Origin of the sequence: Dokdonia pacifica (assembly GCF_900188275.1) — a bacterium.
GTDB classification, from domain to species: domain Bacteria; phylum Bacteroidota; class Bacteroidia; order Flavobacteriales; family Flavobacteriaceae; genus Dokdonia; species Dokdonia pacifica.
In genome coordinates, this window is record NZ_FZNY01000001.1 from 1,237,342 (window position 1) to 1,256,204 (window position 18,863).

16 protein-coding genes are annotated in these 18,863 nt (G+C 35.2%); 9 read left to right on the top strand and 7 right to left on the bottom strand.

Going from position 1 to position 18,863, the window contains the following annotated elements:
- The first annotated feature begins 5 nt into the window (after positions 1–5).
- The 3 genes from CHB80_RS05455 (at position 6) to CHB80_RS05465 (ending at position 1,722) form a co-directional block, all read left to right on the top strand.
- On the top strand, positions 6–371 hold the full coding sequence (locus CHB80_RS05455; protein ID WP_089370401.1) for a DoxX family protein: 366 nt from the start codon (positions 6–8) through the stop codon (positions 369–371).
- Positions 364–1,044: a 16S rRNA (cytidine(1402)-2'-O)-methyltransferase gene (rsmI, locus tag CHB80_RS05460; protein ID WP_089370402.1), complete on the top strand. Its 681-nt coding sequence runs from the start codon at positions 364–366 to the stop codon at positions 1,042–1,044. Before CHB80_RS05455 ends, rsmI begins: the two co-directional genes overlap by 8 nt.
- Positions 1,045–1,146: 102 nt before the next feature.
- Positions 1,147–1,722 (top strand): uracil-DNA glycosylase family protein, encoded by a 576-nt coding sequence (locus CHB80_RS05465; protein ID WP_089370403.1) that lies wholly within the window; start codon positions 1,147–1,149, stop codon positions 1,720–1,722.
- Positions 1,723–1,729: 7 nt separating this feature from the next.
- On the opposite strand, the gene CHB80_RS05470 is transcribed toward CHB80_RS05465, so the two are convergent.
- The 4 genes from CHB80_RS05470 to gdhA form a co-directional block, all read right to left on the bottom strand.
- Entirely contained in the window at positions 1,730–4,150 is a 2,421-nt protein-coding gene (locus tag CHB80_RS05470) for a TonB-dependent receptor plug domain-containing protein (RefSeq protein ID WP_089370404.1), read from the bottom strand.
- Complete coding sequence (gene recO, locus CHB80_RS05475) at positions 4,151–4,870, bottom strand: DNA repair protein RecO (protein WP_089370405.1); 720 nt, start codon at positions 4,868–4,870, stop codon at positions 4,151–4,153.
- On the bottom strand, positions 4,870–7,149 hold the full coding sequence (porZ, locus tag CHB80_RS05480) for a type IX secretion system anionic LPS delivery protein PorZ (RefSeq protein ID WP_089370406.1): 2,280 nt from the start codon (positions 7,147–7,149) through the stop codon (positions 4,870–4,872). Before porZ ends, recO begins: the two co-directional genes overlap by 1 nt.
- Before the next feature lie 160 nt (positions 7,150–7,309).
- Complete coding sequence (gene gdhA / locus CHB80_RS05485) at positions 7,310–8,653, bottom strand: NADP-specific glutamate dehydrogenase (RefSeq protein WP_089370407.1); 1,344 nt, start codon at positions 8,651–8,653, stop codon at positions 7,310–7,312.
- A gap of 217 nt (positions 8,654–8,870) precedes the next feature.
- Here gdhA and CHB80_RS05490 point away from each other — a divergent pair, with 217 nt between their 5' ends.
- Entirely contained in the window at positions 8,871–9,695 is an 825-nt protein-coding gene (locus CHB80_RS05490; protein WP_089370408.1) for a THC0290_0291 family protein, read from the top strand.
- 92 nt (positions 9,696–9,787) lie between these two features.
- Here CHB80_RS05490 and CHB80_RS05495 read toward each other — a convergent pair whose 3' ends face one another.
- Positions 9,788–10,927: a cystathionine gamma-synthase gene (locus CHB80_RS05495; RefSeq protein WP_089370409.1), complete on the bottom strand. Its 1,140-nt coding sequence runs from the start codon at positions 10,925–10,927 to the stop codon at positions 9,788–9,790.
- A 455-nt stretch (positions 10,928–11,382) separates the two neighbouring features.
- Between CHB80_RS05495 and CHB80_RS05500 the strand changes: the two genes are divergently transcribed.
- Positions 11,383–14,814 (top strand): T9SS type A sorting domain-containing protein, encoded by a 3,432-nt coding sequence (locus CHB80_RS05500; RefSeq protein WP_179218089.1) that lies wholly within the window; start codon positions 11,383–11,385, stop codon positions 14,812–14,814.
- A 77-nt stretch (positions 14,815–14,891) separates the two neighbouring features.
- On the opposite strand, the gene CHB80_RS05505 is transcribed toward CHB80_RS05500, so the two are convergent.
- On the bottom strand, positions 14,892–15,350 hold the full coding sequence (locus CHB80_RS05505) for a DinB family protein (RefSeq protein ID WP_089370411.1): 459 nt from the start codon (positions 15,348–15,350) through the stop codon (positions 14,892–14,894).
- An 82-nt stretch (positions 15,351–15,432) separates the two neighbouring features.
- Here CHB80_RS05505 and CHB80_RS05510 point away from each other — a divergent pair, with 82 nt between their 5' ends.
- The 3 genes from CHB80_RS05510 to CHB80_RS05520 are packed head-to-tail and all read left to right on the top strand — an operon-like array spanning position 15,433 to position 17,814.
- Positions 15,433–15,783 carry an arsenate reductase family protein gene (locus CHB80_RS05510; protein ID WP_089370780.1) on the top strand — a complete coding sequence of 117 codons (351 nt, stop codon included), beginning with the start codon at positions 15,433–15,435 and terminating at the stop codon, positions 15,781–15,783.
- A gap of 2 nt (positions 15,784–15,785) precedes the next feature.
- Complete coding sequence (locus tag CHB80_RS05515) at positions 15,786–16,685, top strand: DMT family transporter (protein ID WP_089370412.1); 900 nt, start codon at positions 15,786–15,788, stop codon at positions 16,683–16,685.
- The gene (locus CHB80_RS05520) at positions 16,678–17,814 is read left to right on the top strand and encodes a GNAT family N-acetyltransferase (RefSeq protein ID WP_089370413.1); all 1,137 of its coding nucleotides are present in this window, start codon (positions 16,678–16,680) and stop codon (positions 17,812–17,814) included. Before CHB80_RS05515 ends, CHB80_RS05520 begins: the two co-directional genes overlap by 8 nt.
- Before the next feature lie 51 nt (positions 17,815–17,865).
- Here CHB80_RS05520 and CHB80_RS05525 read toward each other — a convergent pair whose 3' ends face one another.
- Entirely contained in the window at positions 17,866–18,303 is a 438-nt protein-coding gene (locus CHB80_RS05525; RefSeq protein WP_089370414.1) for a DUF1761 domain-containing protein, read from the bottom strand.
- A 158-nt stretch (positions 18,304–18,461) separates the two neighbouring features.
- Here CHB80_RS05525 and CHB80_RS05530 point away from each other — a divergent pair, with 158 nt between their 5' ends.
- Positions 18,462–18,833, top strand: a complete 372-nt coding sequence (locus CHB80_RS05530; protein ID WP_089370415.1) for a nuclear transport factor 2 family protein — start codon at positions 18,462–18,464, stop codon at positions 18,831–18,833.
- The last annotated feature ends 30 nt before the right edge of the window (positions 18,834–18,863 follow it).

The following is an 18,863-nucleotide window of genomic DNA, read 5'->3' on the forward strand; positions in this document are numbered from 1 at the left end:
TCCTAATGAAAGTTCAAAAAATCAGCTATTGGATTGCTACAGTGATAACCTGTGGTATTTTTATATTTTCGGCACAAATGTATTTTATAAATACAGCCATGGTAGAGAGCTATTTTGAAGCACTTCAATATCCTTCTTATATTGTAATTCCACTAGCGATTGCAAAAGTATTAGGTATTGCGATGGTATTATGGAGAGGCATTCCTTGGCTTACAGAATGGGCATATGCAGGGTTGTTTTTTGATGCTGTCTTAGCATTTGCAGCACATACACATGCAGCCGATGGTGAATATCTGTTTTCCTTGATCGTATTAATTTTCTTGCCAATATCATACTTCTTAGGAAAAAGAATACGACCTATGTATGACTGAAAATAGCAAATTATACCTCGTTCCTACACCTATTGGAAACTTAGAAGATATCACATTGCGTGCTATCCGTGTTTTAAAAGAAGTAGATCTTATTCTTGCTGAAGATACACGAACTAGCGGAAAGCTATTAAAGCATTTTGAGATTTCAACGCAGATGATGAGTCATCATATGCATAATGAACATAAGACAGTAGAAAACCTTGTAAAACGATTACAAGCGGGTGAGACCATGGCTTTGATAAGCGATGCAGGAACTCCAGCGATCTCTGATCCTGGGTTTTTATTAACGAGAGCATGTGTAGAAGCAGGTATTACAGTAGATTGTCTTCCTGGGGCAACTGCATTTGTACCTGCCTTGGTAAATAGTGGATTGCCTAATGATAAATTTGTTTTTGAAGGATTTCTTCCTGTAAAAAAAGGAAGACAAACCCGTCTTCTCTTATTAGTAGAAGAAACAAGAACTATGATTTTTTATGAATCTCCTCATAAACTCATAAAGACTTTAGGAAATTTTGCTGAGTTTTTTGGAGAAGAGCGTCAAGTATCGGTTTCTAGAGAGATTACAAAACTCCATGAAGAAACTATTAGAGGTACAGTAAAAGAAGTATTAGCACATTACACAAAAAAACCGCCTAAAGGAGAAATCGTAATCGTGCTAGCAGGAAAAAAATAACAGCAAAAAGTACAATTTACATTCCTTTTCTAGTAGCTGCTGTTGTGCTTAATCTTAGTATCATTGTGATGACAATAAGTAGTATGTTAAAGTTCAATTCCTATGGAAACATTATTATCCTCAATACGTTCTTGTGAAATATGCAAAGAACACCTTCCTTTAGGTCCTAATCCTATAGTCACAGCACATCCGGATGCACGTGTGATTATTATAGGACAGGCTCCAGGCACAAAAGTACACGCGACCTCTATTCCTTGGGATGACCCTAGTGGCAAACAATTACGAAAGTGGCTAGACTGTGACTCAGAGGTGTTTTATGATCCTACAAAGGTATCTTTAGTTCCTATGGGATTTTGTTATCCAGGAAAAGGAAAAACAGGAGATTTACCACCAAGACCAGAATGTGCTCCTCAATGGCATGAACAATTATTAAGTAAAATGCCCAATATACAATTGATCATTCTTATTGGGATGTATGCTCAAAAATATTACCTAAAAGACACAGCAAAAAAGACGCTTACAGAAACGGTAAGAAATCATGAAGCATATGCTCCTAAAATTATTCCATTACCGCATCCTTCACCTCGTAATAGGTTTTGGCTCACAAAAAATCCTTGGTTTGATGTAGAAGTTGTGCCTAAACTTCAGTCCGCTTTCGCGAAAGCGGTCTCAGATTGATTCCCTTTTAAAAAGAATATTTAGCCGCAAGAATAAGATTACGTCCAGCTGCCGAAATACCTGAAGCATACGTTCTGTATAACTGATCTGTAATGTTTTCTAGATTAGCAGTAAAATTCCATTGATCATTTAATCTAAACTGACTAGATACATTAAGTGTATACCACTTTGGAGAAAAAGGATTTCCATCTGCATCTACAGCAAATAGTTCTGGGCTGTCACTTACTTCTGGAGATAAATCTTGAAAATCTAATGCGCCATTATAATTTACAAAAGCATTTAAAGTCCATCTGTCTTTTTTCCAGATAAGATGTGTGTTCCCAAAGGTAGGAGCCACATGCCTTACGGGAAGTAATGATCCGTCTTCTTCTTCTTGCTCGCCTCTAGTAATATTAAACTGAGAGGTCACATTAAAGTTATGAGGTAGTTTAATGTCAATACCAGCTTCAAAACCCCATACTTGAGCTGTGCCTGCATTTTGAATAGCTTCTATATTTACAGTTTCTCCTTCAAACTCTATTGTTGAAGAACCATTAAGCGTAAAATCCCTACGCACTAATGCATTTTCTAGTTGAGAGTAATATACATTGGCATCAAAAGTGACCACATTATTAAAGTTAAGAACCGTTCCTATTTCTGCATTATAAGCATACTCTGCTTTTAAATCTGGATTAGGAATGATGAGGTCTCCATCACCACTATCAAATACTTTCCCTATGTCATCTATATTAGGAGCTCTAAAGGCAGTAGATAAATTGGTTTTAAGAAGCACTGTTTTAGAAAGTTGGTAATTAAGACCAGCACTTCCCGTTACATTCCCAAAATTAACACGTGACTTTTCAAATGGAAAATTGAAAAACTGATTATTATCTCTAAAATCTGTAAAAATAAATAACTGGTTATAACGTAAACCTGAGTTTAGTTTTAGTTTTGGACTAAGGTCAAATTGACCGCTTACGTAGGCGGCAAGCGATTGCCATTCAGATCCATCTGGATAGCGTGTATCTGTGAGTTCAAACTGACCTGTTTCTATATCGGTAATAGAGCCATTTGAGTTTACATAATTATAAACATATTCAAGACCGTAATTAAGTTTTGTCTTTCTGTTTTTAAGTGTTTTTTCAAAATCAAGTGCTCCAGAAAGTGCATTTACGCGTTCTGTTCGTGTGCGAAGATCTGTTCTTCCTACCCGTCTATCATTTCTGCTTTCTTCCGAATTTTGAAACGCAACAGTTCCTTGCACTCTATCATACCAAGGACCTCCTCCTTCTTTATTTACTTGTAAACTGGCTAAGAACCACTTTTGAGGTCCATAAAACCATTGCGCCGATCTAAAACTGCCATCATCATCTCTTTGTGTAAGTCTATCATAACGATCATAATCTGAAGTGGTGACATACGAAACATTAAAATTAAAATCCCATGTATTATTAGGCACATACCGTACTTTTTGCATGAAATTATAACTACTATAGCCCGTGCTTACTTGTCGTAAAGGATCCTCATTTTGTACAACAACATCTTCCCCATCAATACGACGTATAAATTCGTTTCGTAAAAAAGCATCTGGTCCATGGCGTCCTTGTCTTTGATCTCCATAATCAGAATAACTAGCACTCGTAAGAAATGCCCATTTTTTAGACCCTAAATTAAAATCAAAATGTCCTGTTTTTTCATTGTTAGAAGTACTGTAACGTGCAAGTGCATTTCCAGAAACGGTAACCCCTAACGTATCTTTCTTAGAAAGCTGTGGTTTTTTTGTGTAGAAATTCAAAACACCTCCTACTGCATCACTTCCATAAACCACAGAACCTGGACCCAAAATCACTTCGGTTCTTTCTAAAGCAAAAGGATCTATAGAGATAATATTCTGGACATTTCCACCTCTGAAAATGGCTGTATTGAAACGAATACCATCTAGGGTAATAAGGAGCCTATTTGTAGAATACCCTCTTATGGAAGGACTACCTCCTCCTAGCTGACTTTTCTGTACAAATACTTGCCCACTTGTTTGTAATAAGTCGGCAGAAGTTTGTGGATTATATAATTCGATATCTTCTTTAGAAAAACCAACAATTTTTTGAGGGATTTCACTTTTTTTCTGACCAAATTTTGATACGGATAATACAATTTCACCAAGGGTGTTTTCTAATTGTTTTAAAAAAACTTTATTCCCGTAGGCAATTATTTGAGCTTTTGTATAAATCGCTTGTTTATGAGCTACTTCAGAGAAAATGATTTTTTCCGCTTTCGCGAAAGCGGTTATATCTGCCTTTCCATCAAAATCGGTAATAGTACTTATACTCTTATCTTCATTATAAATAGCAACACTAATGATAGGTTCTCTAGTGTCTATATCAAGAACGGTGATTTGTTGTGCTTGCGATGCTATAGTTATAAATAAAAATAGAATAAATAGGTAGCGCATTTAGGTAAAAATTGAATTAAGCACAGCAAGTGAGCGAGGTTTTTTAAAACCGTGCAAATGTAGCTCATAATACTGTAATAACATAGTGAGGAAATCACTACGTTGTTTCTGGTTTAGTTTGATTTCTGGTAGTGTATCAAATTTTATGCCTAATAGCTCTTTTAGAATTTTTATTTGCTTGCCGTTTTGACAATATATATTTATTTCTGAAGGCTCAAATGTTCCTTCTATAAGATTAAAGTATTCGAACTCAATATGTGTCTCGTCAGGATAAAATCCAAGATATTGAGTGAGTTTAAGTAAAAAGAAAAGATGGAAATTTGCAATGGTATCATGAGTGTCCAACCATATGATCGCTGTGGTTAGGTAATCAAATAAAAAGCTGTTTTCCTCTTCTTCTATAATTGTGCTTCTGAGCATATCTGCAATAAAGAAAACAAGCGCTGTTTTTGTAATATCAGTATGTAAATTTCTGTATTGATAGGCTACTTTTGCTTCACGTATGGTTTCTAAAGTCCCCTTATCTTTATGATTAGCTTCTATTTCTAACTGCATTAGCGGTTGAAACATTGCTGTTCTGAGCTTCCCTTTTTTGGATTTTAGGATATTACGGAGTAGGTATGATTTTAGACCACTACTTTTTGTAAAGCATTTAACGATAAGGTCTGCTTCACTATATTTAATAGCAGAGATTACAATTGCTTGGGTAGTAATAAGCATTATCGTATAATCATCAGTTTGGCAATTTGTGTTTCTAATGCATCAGGACCCGTAATAAGAATAAGATACACTCCAGAAGCAACACGGTGTCTTCCAAAAGCTCTAGTATCCCAAGTAATACTTCCTCCTACGGTATTTTCTTCATAAACAAGATTTCCAGTGATGTCTGTGATTTTTACATTGGTACGAGCTGTAAGCCCTTCTATAGTCACTTCTCCATTAAAAGTAGGTCTAACAGGGTTGGGGTAGACCACAACCTCTTCTAAGTCTTCTGCAGGTCCTGTGTTTGATCCATCAAAAGAAACAAGCCCTCGAAGTGTTGCAAAATACACAGTTCCTGTTTCGGGATCTAGGGCAATATCTTGTACGTTATTTGATGGTAGTGGAGAGTTATCTTCTGTAAAGTGTTGCAAGGTTTCTTGCCCGCTTGGAGAAAATAGAAAAACGCCAGAATCTACCGTAGAGATCCATTTGTTATTGGCACCATCTACAACAATTTCTGTTATAATCTGATCATTAAGTAACTCTTGAGGAATACCATCTTGTAAAATGATAATCGCATTTGTAGATACATTAGGTTCTGTAAATATAGATGATGGCGCAAATAAAACACGAAGCCCTCTTCGAGTTCCAATCCATAAAGACCCGTTTCTGTCTATGGTAAGTGCTCTAATGTCATCATTAGGAAGATTTGCAGCACCCTCTTCTCCTGCAATACGAGCAAAACTTCCGGTATTTGGATCATAACCAGCAACACCTTGATTACTAGTTCCAATGTAAATTCTGCCATCTCCTGCAATGGTAACATCATCTATACCATTTGCTTCTTCTACCAATGTAGGAAGGTCATCAAAGAAATTGACAGTATTAAACTGGCCATTATCAGGAGAAAGTCTACTAAGAATATTAGGAACTCTAGAGTTTGAAACCCATAAATTTCCTTCTCTGTCAAAAGCAGTTCCATTTATTCTTACACTATTGTTATTTGCTCCAATACCTACTAAAGGACTATTGTTCTCATCGTAAAGAACCGTTGGTACTTCTTCATTAATTTCTAATAATCCAGATCCAAATGAACTTACAAAAACTTGACTAGTATTTTGAGGATTAATGGCGACAAAAGAAAGATCTCTAGCACCAAAAATACTATCCTCCGAAATATTATTCCATCCAGTTTCTGTAACAAGATGGCTTATGCCTCTTCTTCTATTTCTTGGAGCGTATGAAACACTATATTCTCCATATACTACCCATAATTCATTAGATGTAGCACTAATATTAAAAGGATTATTAAACAGAGGGCCATTAGGTAGTATCTGAGATGCTTCATTTCCATTAAGAGGCACTCTAATCACTCCAGAGCCTATAGTAGCAATAAATAGAGATCCATTTACAATAACAGAAGCACTGTAGGGATCATCAAAATCAGCAATATTTGAAAAGGAATTAATAAGATTTCCTCCTGCATTATAAATAGAAGCTGTGTTTTCTGTAATAACACTTAATTCTACACCATTTGCTTCAAGATCTTCTATGGGTTCTGGAAGTTGTTGGAAAAGAGAAAAACTTGTTCCTGTCGTAGATTCTAATAATTGTGAGCCATTGGCTAAATAAACAGTATCATCAAGAGCAGTAATACCCTGAAAAGAACCGTTTAAAACAGTAGACCAATTATTGAAATCTATAATGTTTGTATTATTTACAATGGCTCTTCTTAAACCACCTTCCGTACTAGAAGCATAAATATAATCATCAAGAATGGCGGTTTGTGTAATGTCTAACAACGAACCATTATCTCCAATAAAATAGGAATCATCAAATTCTAATTGGCCTAAATCATATAATGAAATACCAAACCCAGTAGAGATATATACAAACCCATTAAATTCTGTAAAGTGATTGATTCTTTTTCTATCTGGAGGGATAGAAACTCTATTAAATATATCTACAACAGTAATCACATTTTCACTATTGCCTACAATAACATCTATAATTCCATTTTCATACCCTACGAGTAAGGTGTCAAAAGCTTCGCTATAATAAATAGAAGAAATATTATTTCCAGAAAGACCATTGATTGTTGATCTAGTGATGGTGCTTCCGTCAATGGTAGAAAATATAAATACTGCATTTTCTGAAGCAGCATAAATGCGTCCATTTCCTTCATCAATATCTCCTACAGAAGCAAAAGAAAAGTATCCTGTCCATTCATCAGAAAAATCTTGACTATATAGAGGCAGGGAAAACAGTACTATTAAAAGTATATAGAGTTGTTTCACGTGTTTTTATTTCTTCTTTTAAAACCGTTCAAAAATACAATTATTGCCTTAGTCTTTAAATAAGGGAGTGAGATATTGTTTTTTTTCGCTTAAAGCGAAAATATATTTAAAAAAAAGGCGACATATGTCGCCTTTTTACTGTTTTATATGTTTCTAAAACTTAGACCACACCTTGTGCCATCATTGCTTCTGCTACTTTTACAAAACCAGCAACATTAGCTCCTTTTACATAATCTACATATCCATCTTCTTGTGTCCCATATGTTACACAAGCCTCATGTATATCTAGCATGATATTATGAAGTTTTTCATCTACTTCTTTTGCTGTCCAGTTATATCTTAAACTATTTTGAGACATTTCAAGACCTGAAGTAGCAACACCTCCTGCATTAGATGCTTTTCCTGGTGAGAAAAGAATTTTAGCATTTTGGAAAGCTTCAATAGCTTCTGGTGTAGAAGGCATGTTTGCTCCTTCTGCCACACAGATACACCCATTAGCAATCAATGTTTTTGCAGCATCGTGATCTAACTCGTTTTGAGTTGCACATGGCAGTGCTACATCACATGTAATACCCCAAGGCTTTTGCCCTTCGTGATATTCGGCAGATGGATATTTGTCTAAATATTCTTTAATTCTACCACGACGCTCATTTTTAATTTCCATGACATATGCTAATTTCTCAGCATCAATACCGTCTTTGTCATGTATAAAACCACTAGAATCAGAAAGTGTTACAACTTTCCCTCCTAATTGTGTTGCTTTTTCTGTAGCATATTGAGCTACATTTCCAGAACCAGAAATAACTACTGTTTTTCCTTCAAAAGATTCATTTTTTGTTTTAAGCATACTTTGTGCAAAGTATACATCTCCATATCCAGTAGCTTCTGGGCGAATTAATGACCCTCCGTATGATAATCCTTTTCCAGTAAGGACACCCGTAAACTCATTACGTAATCGTTTATATTGACCAAACATATATCCAATCTCACGACCACCTACTCCAATATCTCCAGCGGGTACATCTGTATTTGGTCCTATATGACGAGATAATTCTGTCATAAAGCTTTGACAAAAACGCATTACTTCTGCATCAGACTTTCCTTTTGGGTTAAAGTCAGATCCTCCTTTTCCACCACCCATAGGAAGTGTAGTAAGGCTGTTTTTAAATACTTGTTCAAAACCTAAAAACTTAAGAATACTTAGGTTTACTGAAGGATGAAAACGCAATCCTCCTTTATAAGGGCCAATAGCACTGTTAAATTCTACTCTATAGCCACGATTTACTTGAATTTCTCCACTGTCATCAGTCCAAGGCACTCTAAATATAATAGTACGTTCTGGCTCTACCATACGCTCTAATAATTTTTTACCTTGATATTTTGGGTTTGCTTCTATAAAAGGAATAACTGTTTCTGCAACCTCATGAACGGCTTGCATGAATTCAGGTTCATTCTGATTGCTTTTAGCAACATAATCGACAAAGTTTTTAATGCTGTCTGACATATCTTTTAGGTGTTAGATAATTTATATATTAAAAATACGTTTCTAATAGGGTGCAAATATAACGTATCCTGAAAATTGAGTCGTTTTTTTTTCGAAATTCATAAAAATATTGCGTTTTTTTAAAAATTTACTTGGTTTTTTGAAAGCCGATGGACATAAAATTTCGCCGTTAGCCTAGTTTTTATATATTTGTTGCTGTCTCAAATTACCTATTTTCATGAAAGCCAGATACCTACTCATGGCAATTATTTCATTTTGCTTTGCTCACCAGGAGCTTAAAGCGCAGTTAGGCTTTTCCCACGAAGTCGGCGTTATCACTGGTCCTGTAGCATTTCAATCTGATTTCGGATTGCGTAATAACTTCGATACAAACCGCGGAAATATCGGTTTTGGTATCGGTATTGTCCATTATTTAAACTTCGCTTATAGAGCAGATTGTAACTGCTATTCTAGGGATACATACTTTAATGATCACTTTAAAGTAAGGAACGAAATAGATTATCACGTCACAAATCTTGACCATTTTGGAGAAGAATCTGAAGATAATGATCTAGGAGGTTTACAACTTAGAGGTCATAAAGGAAAAGCCAATGTCTTTGAGATTGGTTCTCAATTGGAATACTTTCCAATGAGTATTCGAGATTTTACTGCGGGCGCATATAGAGTAGCCCCTTATGTAAGTCTTGGTGTTCACTTTGTTTCCTATGATCCCGAAGCTACTTCTGAACTTGGAGATATTCAAGGACAGTTTATAAATCCTTTTAGTGGAGAATTAGCACCCACTCTTTTTCAAGGCTTTGCACAAGGAGAAGGACAAAATAATAGTGGTATTGATGATAGACCAGGCTCTACTTGGGCTATTACTTGGAGTGCTGGAATTAGATATAAGCTAGCTCCCCTTAGTGATTTAGTGCTAGATGCTAGGTGGCATTATTACACCTCAAACTGGGTAGACGGATTAAATCCTGACCCTAGACCAGTAAATCGAGCAAATGATTGGATTTTCTGGCTAAACGTAGGATACATATATTATATAGAATAATGTATACGCTTTCGCAAAAGCGTATAAAAAAATATAAATAATAAAAATGGTTGCTATACATAGCAACCATTTTTATTATGATAACATAAGAATTAAGCTAATGCTTGTTCAATATCTGCAATAAGATCTTCTATGTCTTCAATCCCAACACTTAAACGGATTAAAGAATCTTTAACTCCTGTTTTTTCTCGTTCTTCTTTAGGGATTGATGCATGTGTCATAGATGCTGGGTGACCTGCAAGAGATTCAATACCACCAAGGCTTTCAGCTAGGGTAAATACATTTAATTTTTCTACAACTTTTACAGCACCTTCATAAGAATCTTCTTTTGTCGTAAATGATACCATTCCTCCAAAATCATTCATTTGTTCTTTTGCAATAGAATGATTTGGGTGATCTTCAAATCCAGGCCAGTATACTTTATCTACATTAGGATGTGTTTTTAAAAAATGTGCAATTGCCTTTCCGTTTTCGCAATGGCGTTGCATACGTACGTGTAATGTTTTTATCCCCCTTAATGCAAGAAAGCTATCTTGAGGACCGCATATGGCACCGCTTGCATTTTGGATAAAATATAATTTTTCAGCAAGTGCCTTATCTTTTACAATAAGTGCTCCCATGACAAGATCACTATGACCACCTATATATTTTGTAGCACTATGCATGACTATATCAGCTCCTAAATCTAATGGTTGTTGCAAATAAGGTGTGGCAAAAGTATTATCTACAGCAAGAAGGATATTATGTTTTTTTGCAATGAAAGCAGTCGCTTTAATATCTATAATATTCATCATAGGGTTTGTAGGAGTTTCAACCCATATGAGTTTTGTTTTATGAGTGATATAGTTTTCTATAGCATTGGCATTTTCCATTCCTATAAAATGAAACTTGATACCAAAACTTTCAAATATCTTAGTAAATAGTCTGTAAGTTCCGCCATAAAGATCATTTGTAGAAATAACCTCATCCCCTTGCTTTAAAAGTTTTAAGATAGCATCTATTGCAGCAAGACCAGATCCAAAGGCAAGACCATGATTTCCATTCTCTATACTGGCAAAGGCATTCTCAAGAGCGGCTCTAGTGGGATTATGTGTTCTACTATATTCATAGCCTTTGTGTCCACCAGGGGTAGATTGTGCATATGTAGATGTTTGGTATATAGGTGGCATTACAGCGCCATAGGCTTTGTCATATTCTTGACCCCCGTGTATCGTTTTGGTGTTGAACTTCATAATAATGTATCATCTATTTAAGAAAACAAAAAGACGTTAGACTGTTGCTTGACTTTCTTTTCTGCTCAAAATACAATTAAACATTACTATATACAAAAGAACTGTTTATGACTTAGGTTACGTATTAGAAGGTATACGCTTTCGCGAAAGCATATATTATATATAAGTATTTGAGAAAACTGTTTTTAAAAAATGAAAAAAGACTGATTATTTGATTTATTTAGAAGAATCAAGAAATGAGATGTCTGTTTTTTAACATTTTCAGGCATAAATGAGATATTCGTAAACGCGTTTTTGATGTTAATATTGTAGCCTTTTGGTAAAATTTTATGTTTTATGGCGATTAATAGGTGTCACTCATCGAAAATATGTTACATTTTTCTTAAAAAAGATTTAGAGTATTTATCTTTTAGGTCCGCATTTTTATGCGATTTCACTTTAAAAATAAACCAAACATGAAAAAAATTACACTATTACTATGCCTTTTTGCCGTCGCGGCATTTGGGCAAAATCCTCTTACTCTTCAAGAGTATGTAGACGCTGGTTTACAAAAAGAGGTAGCAACTATTGACAAACCAGATGGTTCTGTTGCTTCTATTCAAGCTAGAGGAGCAAATGTTACTACTTTTGATGACAGAGACGATTATCTAGCAAACTGTTCAAATGGAGACATGTTAATACTAGAAGATTTTGCAGGAGGTCCTGGAGCTCTTATAGGATGTGGAGAAATATTAAGCTCTGCAGGAGATACTTGTTATCCAGCTGGTGAATTACAGGAAGGGTTTGAAATTACTGTAAATACTCCTGGAAACGTAACTGTATACTTAGATCCAGCTGATGGATTTGGTACTCTAGACCCAGCAGTAGGTTCTAACACATTTACTGATTTTACAGTCATTAATTTTACAGGAGCTGATCCAGTAACAAGTACGGGATTTGACTTATATTCTCTTACTGGTGGATCTAGTGTAGATATTAGAGTGATTGGAGAAGGAGGATTAATAGATACTGTAACAGTAGATGTTACTAGTACAGGACCTGTTTTTGTAGGTATTCTAGCAGCAGAAACTATTGTAAGTTTAGAATTAGAAGATCTTAGTGGAGCAAATGTAGAGCTTGTTGCTCAACTATTATATGGTACTTGTGCACCACCACCACTTAATGACGATCCTGAAACGGCTGCAAGCTTAACAGTAGGATTAGTTTTTGAAGATTTCCCAGTTATCGCAGATAATACAGAAGCAACAGCAACGGCTATTGATGATCCATCTTGTGGAAACTTTACTGAAGCAGATTTATGGTATAGCTTTGTAGTACCTGATAGTGGTTCTGTTACTGTAGAATCTCAAGAAGATGATGGTTCTATTACAGATACAGCTATAAGTATATATGAAGGAGAAATAGGTTCTTTAGTTGAAGTAGTTTGTAATGATGATGGTGGAATTGGCTTATTCTCTTTAGCAGAAGTAGAAGGACGTACACCAGGAGAAGTACTATATGCACGTGTATGGGAATGGAACGGAGGTTCTCTAGGAACTTTCCAAATGTCTGCATACGATACACCTCCTCCAACAAATGATGATCCAGAAGGAGCTATTCCTTTAACACTAGGAGCTGTATTTACAGATTTCCCAGTAACTGCTTCTAATGTAAGTGCTACAGATACAGCAATAGATGATCCATCTTGTGGAAACTATGGTGGAGCTGACGTATGGTTTACTGTTGTTCCTCCAAGTACAGGACAATTAACAATAGAAACTGATACTGCAGGTGGTATTACTGATACCGGTATGGCTCTATATAGTGGAGAAATAGGAGCATTAGTTGAAATAGGATGTGATGATGATGGTGGAAACGGATTATTTTCTTTAGTAGATTTAACTGATCAAGAGCCTGGAGCTGTTCTTTACGTTCGCGTTTGGGAATGGGGAGGCGGAGGCTTCGGACCTTTCCAAGTTGCTGCATATAGTAATTGTCCAGTAAATGCTGCAGAAATCGAAACTTCTACAGGTGATACAGAAGTAAGCATTTGTGTTGGTGATGATATGCCAGACCCAATTGATGTTACTATCGTTGGAGATCCAGTTGGAACAAATAATGGATGGATTATTACAGATAATGCAACAGGAGAGATTTTAGGATTACCTATGGCACCTCCATTTGATTTAGATGGTGTTGAGCCAGGAGTTTGCGCTGTATATTATGTACGTTATGAAGATGGACTTGTAGGTCTTGATATGGGAGCTAACATAGGAGATCTTGATGGATGTTTTGATCTTTCTAACCCAATTCTTATAGATAGAGTTGACGAAGGAGGAGTTTGTGAAATGTGTGAATATACACTTGAAATGAATGACTCATTTGGAGATGGATGGAATGGAGCAATTATGGATGTTCTTGTAGATGGTGTTGTTGTTTTAGATGACGTTTCTTTAGATGACGATCCTAACAATGACGGAGTACAAGGAATTCTTACTTTCCCAGTAAACTCTACAGCAGATGTTACTACAATGTTTATAGATGGAGGTGGATTCCCAGGAGAGGTTTCATATAGAATATTAGATGTTAATGGTATAGAAGTAGCAAGTGGTACAGCAGATCCTGCTACTGATATTATGTCAGGAACACTTACAGCTGATTGCCCTTCTTGTGTAGCTCCTCAAAACTTAATGGCAGGTAACTTTATGCCTGGTACTGTTGATATTTCTTGGGATCCTTTTATGGATGCATTAGGATATATCTGGGAGATTCAAGATCAAGGTGTGCCACAAGGTACTCCAGATCCTATCGCTTCTGGTTCTACAATTGATATGACAACAGATTCAGCTGTTGGACCTTTCATAAGTGGAAACTTCTACACATTATACGTACAATCATTCTGTACAGAAGACGATTCTAGTATATTTGTTTCTATAGATTTCCAATTCTTATTACCTCCACCTAATGATGATTGTGAAGAAGCTATTGCATTAGAATGTGGTACTACAGTTGCAGGAACAACATTAGGAGGAATGGATTCTGGACAGAACCCTTCTGCAGATGTATTCTATACTTACACAGGAAATGGGGCTACTGAATTTGTTACGTTATCTTTATGTGATGGATTAACAACATATGACTCTTTTATCCGTGTATTTGATGATGGTTGTGAACTAGTAAACGAAATTGCTTTTAATGATGATTTCTGTGGACTTCAATCACAAGTAACATTTACTTCAGATGGAACAACTACTTATACTATAATGGTTGAAGGATTTGGAGCATCAGTAGGAGATTTCTCTCTAGCTGTATCTTGTGAAGAAGCAGCTCCTCCAGGAGAATGTGAGTATACATTAGAGATGTTTGATTCATTTGGTGACGGATGGAATGGAGCAACTATCAATGTTTTAAGAGATGGATTGATCATTCTTAATGGTGTTTCTCTTGATGATGATCCAGCTAATGATGGAACTACAGGATCTATACCTTTTGAGATCAACCCAGGTGAAGATATTACAACAGTTCTAGTAACACCAGGAGGATTCCCTGAAGAAATAAGCTATAACATTTTAGCAGTTGATGGAACTACTGTTATCGCATCTGGTGATGCAGATAATAATATTGAGTCAGGAACATTAACTTCTAGTTGTACTTTATCTGTAGAAGAGAATACATTAGAAGGATTTAACTTCTTCCCTAATCCAGTACAAGATGTAATTAATCTTGATGCTAGAACAGGAATAGAAAATGTAACAATGTTTAACCTATTAGGTCAAAAAGTACTTGAACAAAAAGTAGATGGATCATCTACGTATCAATTAAATGTAAGTACTATGGCTAAAGGAACTTACTTAATGCAAGTAACTTCTAATGGTGTAACAGGAGTATATAGAGTGATTAAGAAATAGTAATTTTCTTAAAAACTAAACTTAAAAAGCCCATCACTCGAAAGTGATGGGCTTTCTTTTTTAATGGTATCTGTGTTTTAAATAGCTTTTACTAATGCCATAGCGTACCCTAAGTGTAAACCTTCATGAAAATTATTAAATGCGATAGCATCTTCTACTTTATGAAGCGTTCCTCCACTTGTACTTAAAGTATAAGTTTTAAACGTTTTAAAAACACCCTCACTATAATCTTTTTCTAACTGGTTTATTGTTGAAAATAATAACTGTTTTATTTCTTCTATTTCTTCTAAGGAGGCTGGTTTTTCAGGTTTTGTTCCTTTTTTATAGAGATCAATAATATGTTTTGGAATCTGAATATCTTCTCCAGATAGCCCATATACTAACAACTGTTGTGTCGCTATACTATGTCCAATATTCCAAAGAATGTTATTATTATAACCATCGGGAATTTTGTTGAGTTGCTCAGGAGTTAACTTCTCCATTAGATTGTGTAGTAATTGTCGGTTTTTTTGACAAATGTCAAAGTCGTAAATCATGATGTGAATTTTTTATTAAAAGTAGTTTATTTCATAATAAATGACCGAATTTTGTGATGATAACTCATATAGCTATTTTGTTGTGAAAAAAATATACCATCTCTCTACTTGTAATACCTGCCAACGTATTATACAAGAAATTAATACAAGCAATGATGTAGAATTACAAGACATAAAAACTGTAGCGATTACTAAAGAGCAATTGGAAGCGATGCATGCTTTTACTGGAAGCTATGAAGCTTTGTTTAGTAAAAGAGCGCAGCTATATCGTCAGCGTAATTTAAACGAACAAACCCTTTCTGAAGAAGATTATAAAAACCTTATTTTGGAGCATTATACCTTCTTAAAACGCCCAGTAATGATTGTAAATGATGCCATTTTTGTTGGAAATAGCAAAAAAGTAGTTGCACAAGCTATAGAGGCGTTTAAATAATCATGAGTAAGCGTCATTTAGCATTACTAGCAGCATTTGGAGCTAGTTTTATTTACGGTGTAAACCATACACTTGCAAAAGATCTAATGCCCACATATATTAAACCTTTTGGGTTTATTATGCTACGAGTTTTAGGAGCTGCACTGTTGTTTTGGATGACTAGTTTATTTTTTCCCAAAGAAAAGATAGATCGTAAAGATTGGGGGCGTATTGTTCTTTGTGCTTTGTTTGGAATGACTATCAATATGCTCATGTTTTTTAAAGGACTAGCGTTATCTACTCCCATAAATAGTAGTGTAGTCATTACATTATCTCCGGTTATTTTATTGGTGTTATCTGCTATTTTTTTAAAAGAAAAAATCACATGGTTTAAAGGCTCTGGTATCGGTATAGGATTAGTAGGAGCACTTGTTTTGATTCTTTTTGGAGCAAAAACACAAGAGAATGCCCCTAATATCCCTTTAGGAAATATCTTATTTATAGTAAATGCTACAGCATATTCTGTGTATCTAATTATAGTAAAACCATTGACTGCCAAATATTCATCCATTACACTAATGAAATGGTTTTTTTTAATAGCTGTATTTACAAATTTACCCGTTGCATTACCTGAATTTATGGAAGTACAGTGGTCTACATTACCAATGTCAGTAATTGGAGTAATGATTTTTGTAGTAGTTGGAACCACTTATCTTACATACCTATTTAATGTTTTTGCATTACGTACACTTAGGCCATCTACCATTGGAGCATTTATTTACCTTCAGCCGTTATTAGCAACATTAGTAGCTATAGTCCTAGGAGCAGATTCTTTAACCGGAATTCGTGTTTTTGCGGCAGCATTGATTTTTTTAGGAGTATATTTAAGTACAAAACGTAAAACAACTACTACGGTTGAGTGATTTAAAAGTTACATATTATACTACGGTACAAGAAGTCTCTGATACGGTATTCGAAACATTAGCATGTAATCACACTTTATATTTTACAAAGGAATTTCTTTATGCTTTTGAAAAAGCAAACCCAAAAATAGAATACTGTTATTTAGTGCTTTCTCAAGATAATGAAGTTGTGTCTTTAGCTATTTTACAACGAATGAGTGTGGCTATAGACAATGCACAAGAGCATCTTCCTTTTTCAGAACGTATAGCACGCTCGTTACAATGCTATATAAGCGCTCGAAAAATACACACCATCGTATGTGGTAACGTATTTTTAAGTGGAAACTACGGAGTTATTATAAAAGATGAAATTCCTCAAAATCCCATTTATAAGAAGGTTGCTCAGGAAATAAAGAAGGTTCACACAAAAAAGAAAGCCTCTGTTTTTTTCTTTAAAGACTTTACTAGTCTTGATATTCCGGTAGTTTCTGAAGTAGAGAAACACCAGTTTCAGCCATTTGCGGTAGAACCAAATATGTGTCTTAGTATACAAGAAGAATGGACAGATTTTGATCAATACAAGGCTTCGTTAAAGTCAAAGTATCGTGTAAAAGTTAATAAGGCAGATAAAAAAAGCGCACCATTAACTATACGATCTTTTGAATCAGAAGACATAGACACACACCGTAAAGAATTGCAACAACTATACTGCAATATCACAGATCGGGCATTGTTTAAGACCATAGATTTAGAAATTGAAACGTATCGATTATTGAAGTTACGCTTTCGCGAAAGCGTACTCATAAACACCTACTGGTTTAAGGATCGTATCGTAGGCTTTGCAACCGCATTTATGGTGGAAAATAGAGTAGATGCACACTTTATTGGGATAGATTATGATTACAATAAAGAGTTGTCCATTTATCCTAGAATTCTAAATGATTATGTACGTCTAGGAATCGAAACGAAAGCTAAAGAAGTTAACTTTGGAAGAACCTCATCAGAAATTAAAAGTACGCTAGGTGCCGTCCCAGAAAATCTTACGTGCTATGTGCGACATCGCAGAACTGTGGCGACCTTACTATTTAAGCCTTTGGTTAGACAGATCAAGATGAAAGAGTACAAACAGCATACACCTTTTAAAATATAAAAAGCTCATTAAATAATTTAATGAGCTTTTGTAGTATAGTTCAGTATGTAATTATATCCAAGCGTTGATAATACCTCCCATTATAGCTAGTGTTACTGTCCAATATCCAGCAGCAATCAAAACATATTTGATAGATTTACGTTCATATAAAGCGATAGTTCCAAGAACAGGGAGTATTACAAAAAGCCCCATGAGTGTACCATGAAAAGCCCCATGTTTAAATGTAAGGAAAGGTTCTTGCCCATGGATTTCTCCACCACCACCACCTATCATGACTTGCGCCCACATAGTGAATGATAGAAAACAAGCAAAAATAAAACTCAATCCAAAGATAAGCGCCATATTGCCTTCTTTCACTTTTTCTTCAGTCATCCCAGATTCTTTCATCCAGGCTTTGCCAAATAAGGGGCCATACCATACAAAACCTACAACCAGAGAGGAAGCAGCAGCTACTAGAAGTGCTATCCAATTAATGTCATAATCTCCCATAAATTTTAATATTTTTTGATTAGTTATGAATTAAAGTTACTAAAAAAAGTAAACTTTGTTTAACATAAAAGACTTGTAATGCTGCTTTAAGGATTGTAATTTTAAACAAAACAAGGTGTTATATACACAATAGATAAATAAAAAACAATTCTATAATTATGGAGACAAAAGAAATCGCAGAAAAATTAGTGAGCTGGTGTAATCAAGGAGATTATGCTAGTTGTTACCAAAATTTGTATAGCCCAAATATTGTAAGTATTGAACCCAAAGGAGCCCAAATGGAAGAAGTACAAGGAATGGAAGCCGTAGCTCAAAAAGGAGCTTGGTGGGAAGAAACCTTTGAAGTGCACAGTAGTAAAGTAAGTGAACCTACGGTGGCTGATAATTGGTTTTCTGTACGCTTTGAAATGGATACCACACATCGACCAAGCGGACATCGCTCTCAATCTTCAGAAATTGCAGTATACCAAGTACAAGATGGCAAAATTGTAAAAGAACAGTTCTTTTATGATATGCCACCTAGTGAGTAGTTATAAAAAAGCCTGAGTATGAAAATGTAC

Bases quoted from the DNA above. Each gene is read 5' to 3' on its own strand.
- CHB80_RS05525 (WP_089370414.1), bottom strand. From the start codon at position 18,303: ATGGGAGATTATGACATTAATTGGATAGCACTTCTAGTAGCTGCTGCT.
- CHB80_RS05505 (WP_089370411.1), bottom strand. From the start codon at position 15,350: ATGATTTACGACTTTGACATTTGTCAAAAAAACCGACAATTACTACAC.
- rsmI (WP_089370402.1), top strand. From the start codon at position 364: ATGACTGAAAATAGCAAATTATACCTCGTTCCTACACCTATTGGAAAC.
- CHB80_RS05490 (WP_089370408.1), top strand. From the start codon at position 8,871: ATGAAAGCCAGATACCTACTCATGGCAATTATTTCATTTTGCTTTGCT.
- CHB80_RS05530 (WP_089370415.1), top strand. From the start codon at position 18,462: ATGGAGACAAAAGAAATCGCAGAAAAATTAGTGAGCTGGTGTAATCAA.
- CHB80_RS05455 (WP_089370401.1), top strand. From the start codon at position 6: ATGAAAGTTCAAAAAATCAGCTATTGGATTGCTACAGTGATAACCTGT.
- CHB80_RS05515 (WP_089370412.1), top strand. From the start codon at position 15,786: ATGAGTAAGCGTCATTTAGCATTACTAGCAGCATTTGGAGCTAGTTTT.
- recO (WP_089370405.1), bottom strand. From the start codon at position 4,870: ATGCTTATTACTACCCAAGCAATTGTAATCTCTGCTATTAAATATAGT.
- CHB80_RS05495 (WP_089370409.1), bottom strand. From the start codon at position 10,927: ATGAAGTTCAACACCAAAACGATACACGGGGGTCAAGAATATGACAAA.
- gdhA (WP_089370407.1), bottom strand. From the start codon at position 8,653: ATGTCAGACAGCATTAAAAACTTTGTCGATTATGTTGCTAAAAGCAAT.
- CHB80_RS05465 (WP_089370403.1), top strand. From the start codon at position 1,147: ATGGAAACATTATTATCCTCAATACGTTCTTGTGAAATATGCAAAGAA.
- CHB80_RS05470 (WP_089370404.1), bottom strand. From the start codon at position 4,150: ATGCGCTACCTATTTATTCTATTTTTATTTATAACTATAGCATCGCAA.
- CHB80_RS05500 (WP_179218089.1), top strand. From the start codon at position 11,383: ATGAAAAAAATTACACTATTACTATGCCTTTTTGCCGTCGCGGCATTT.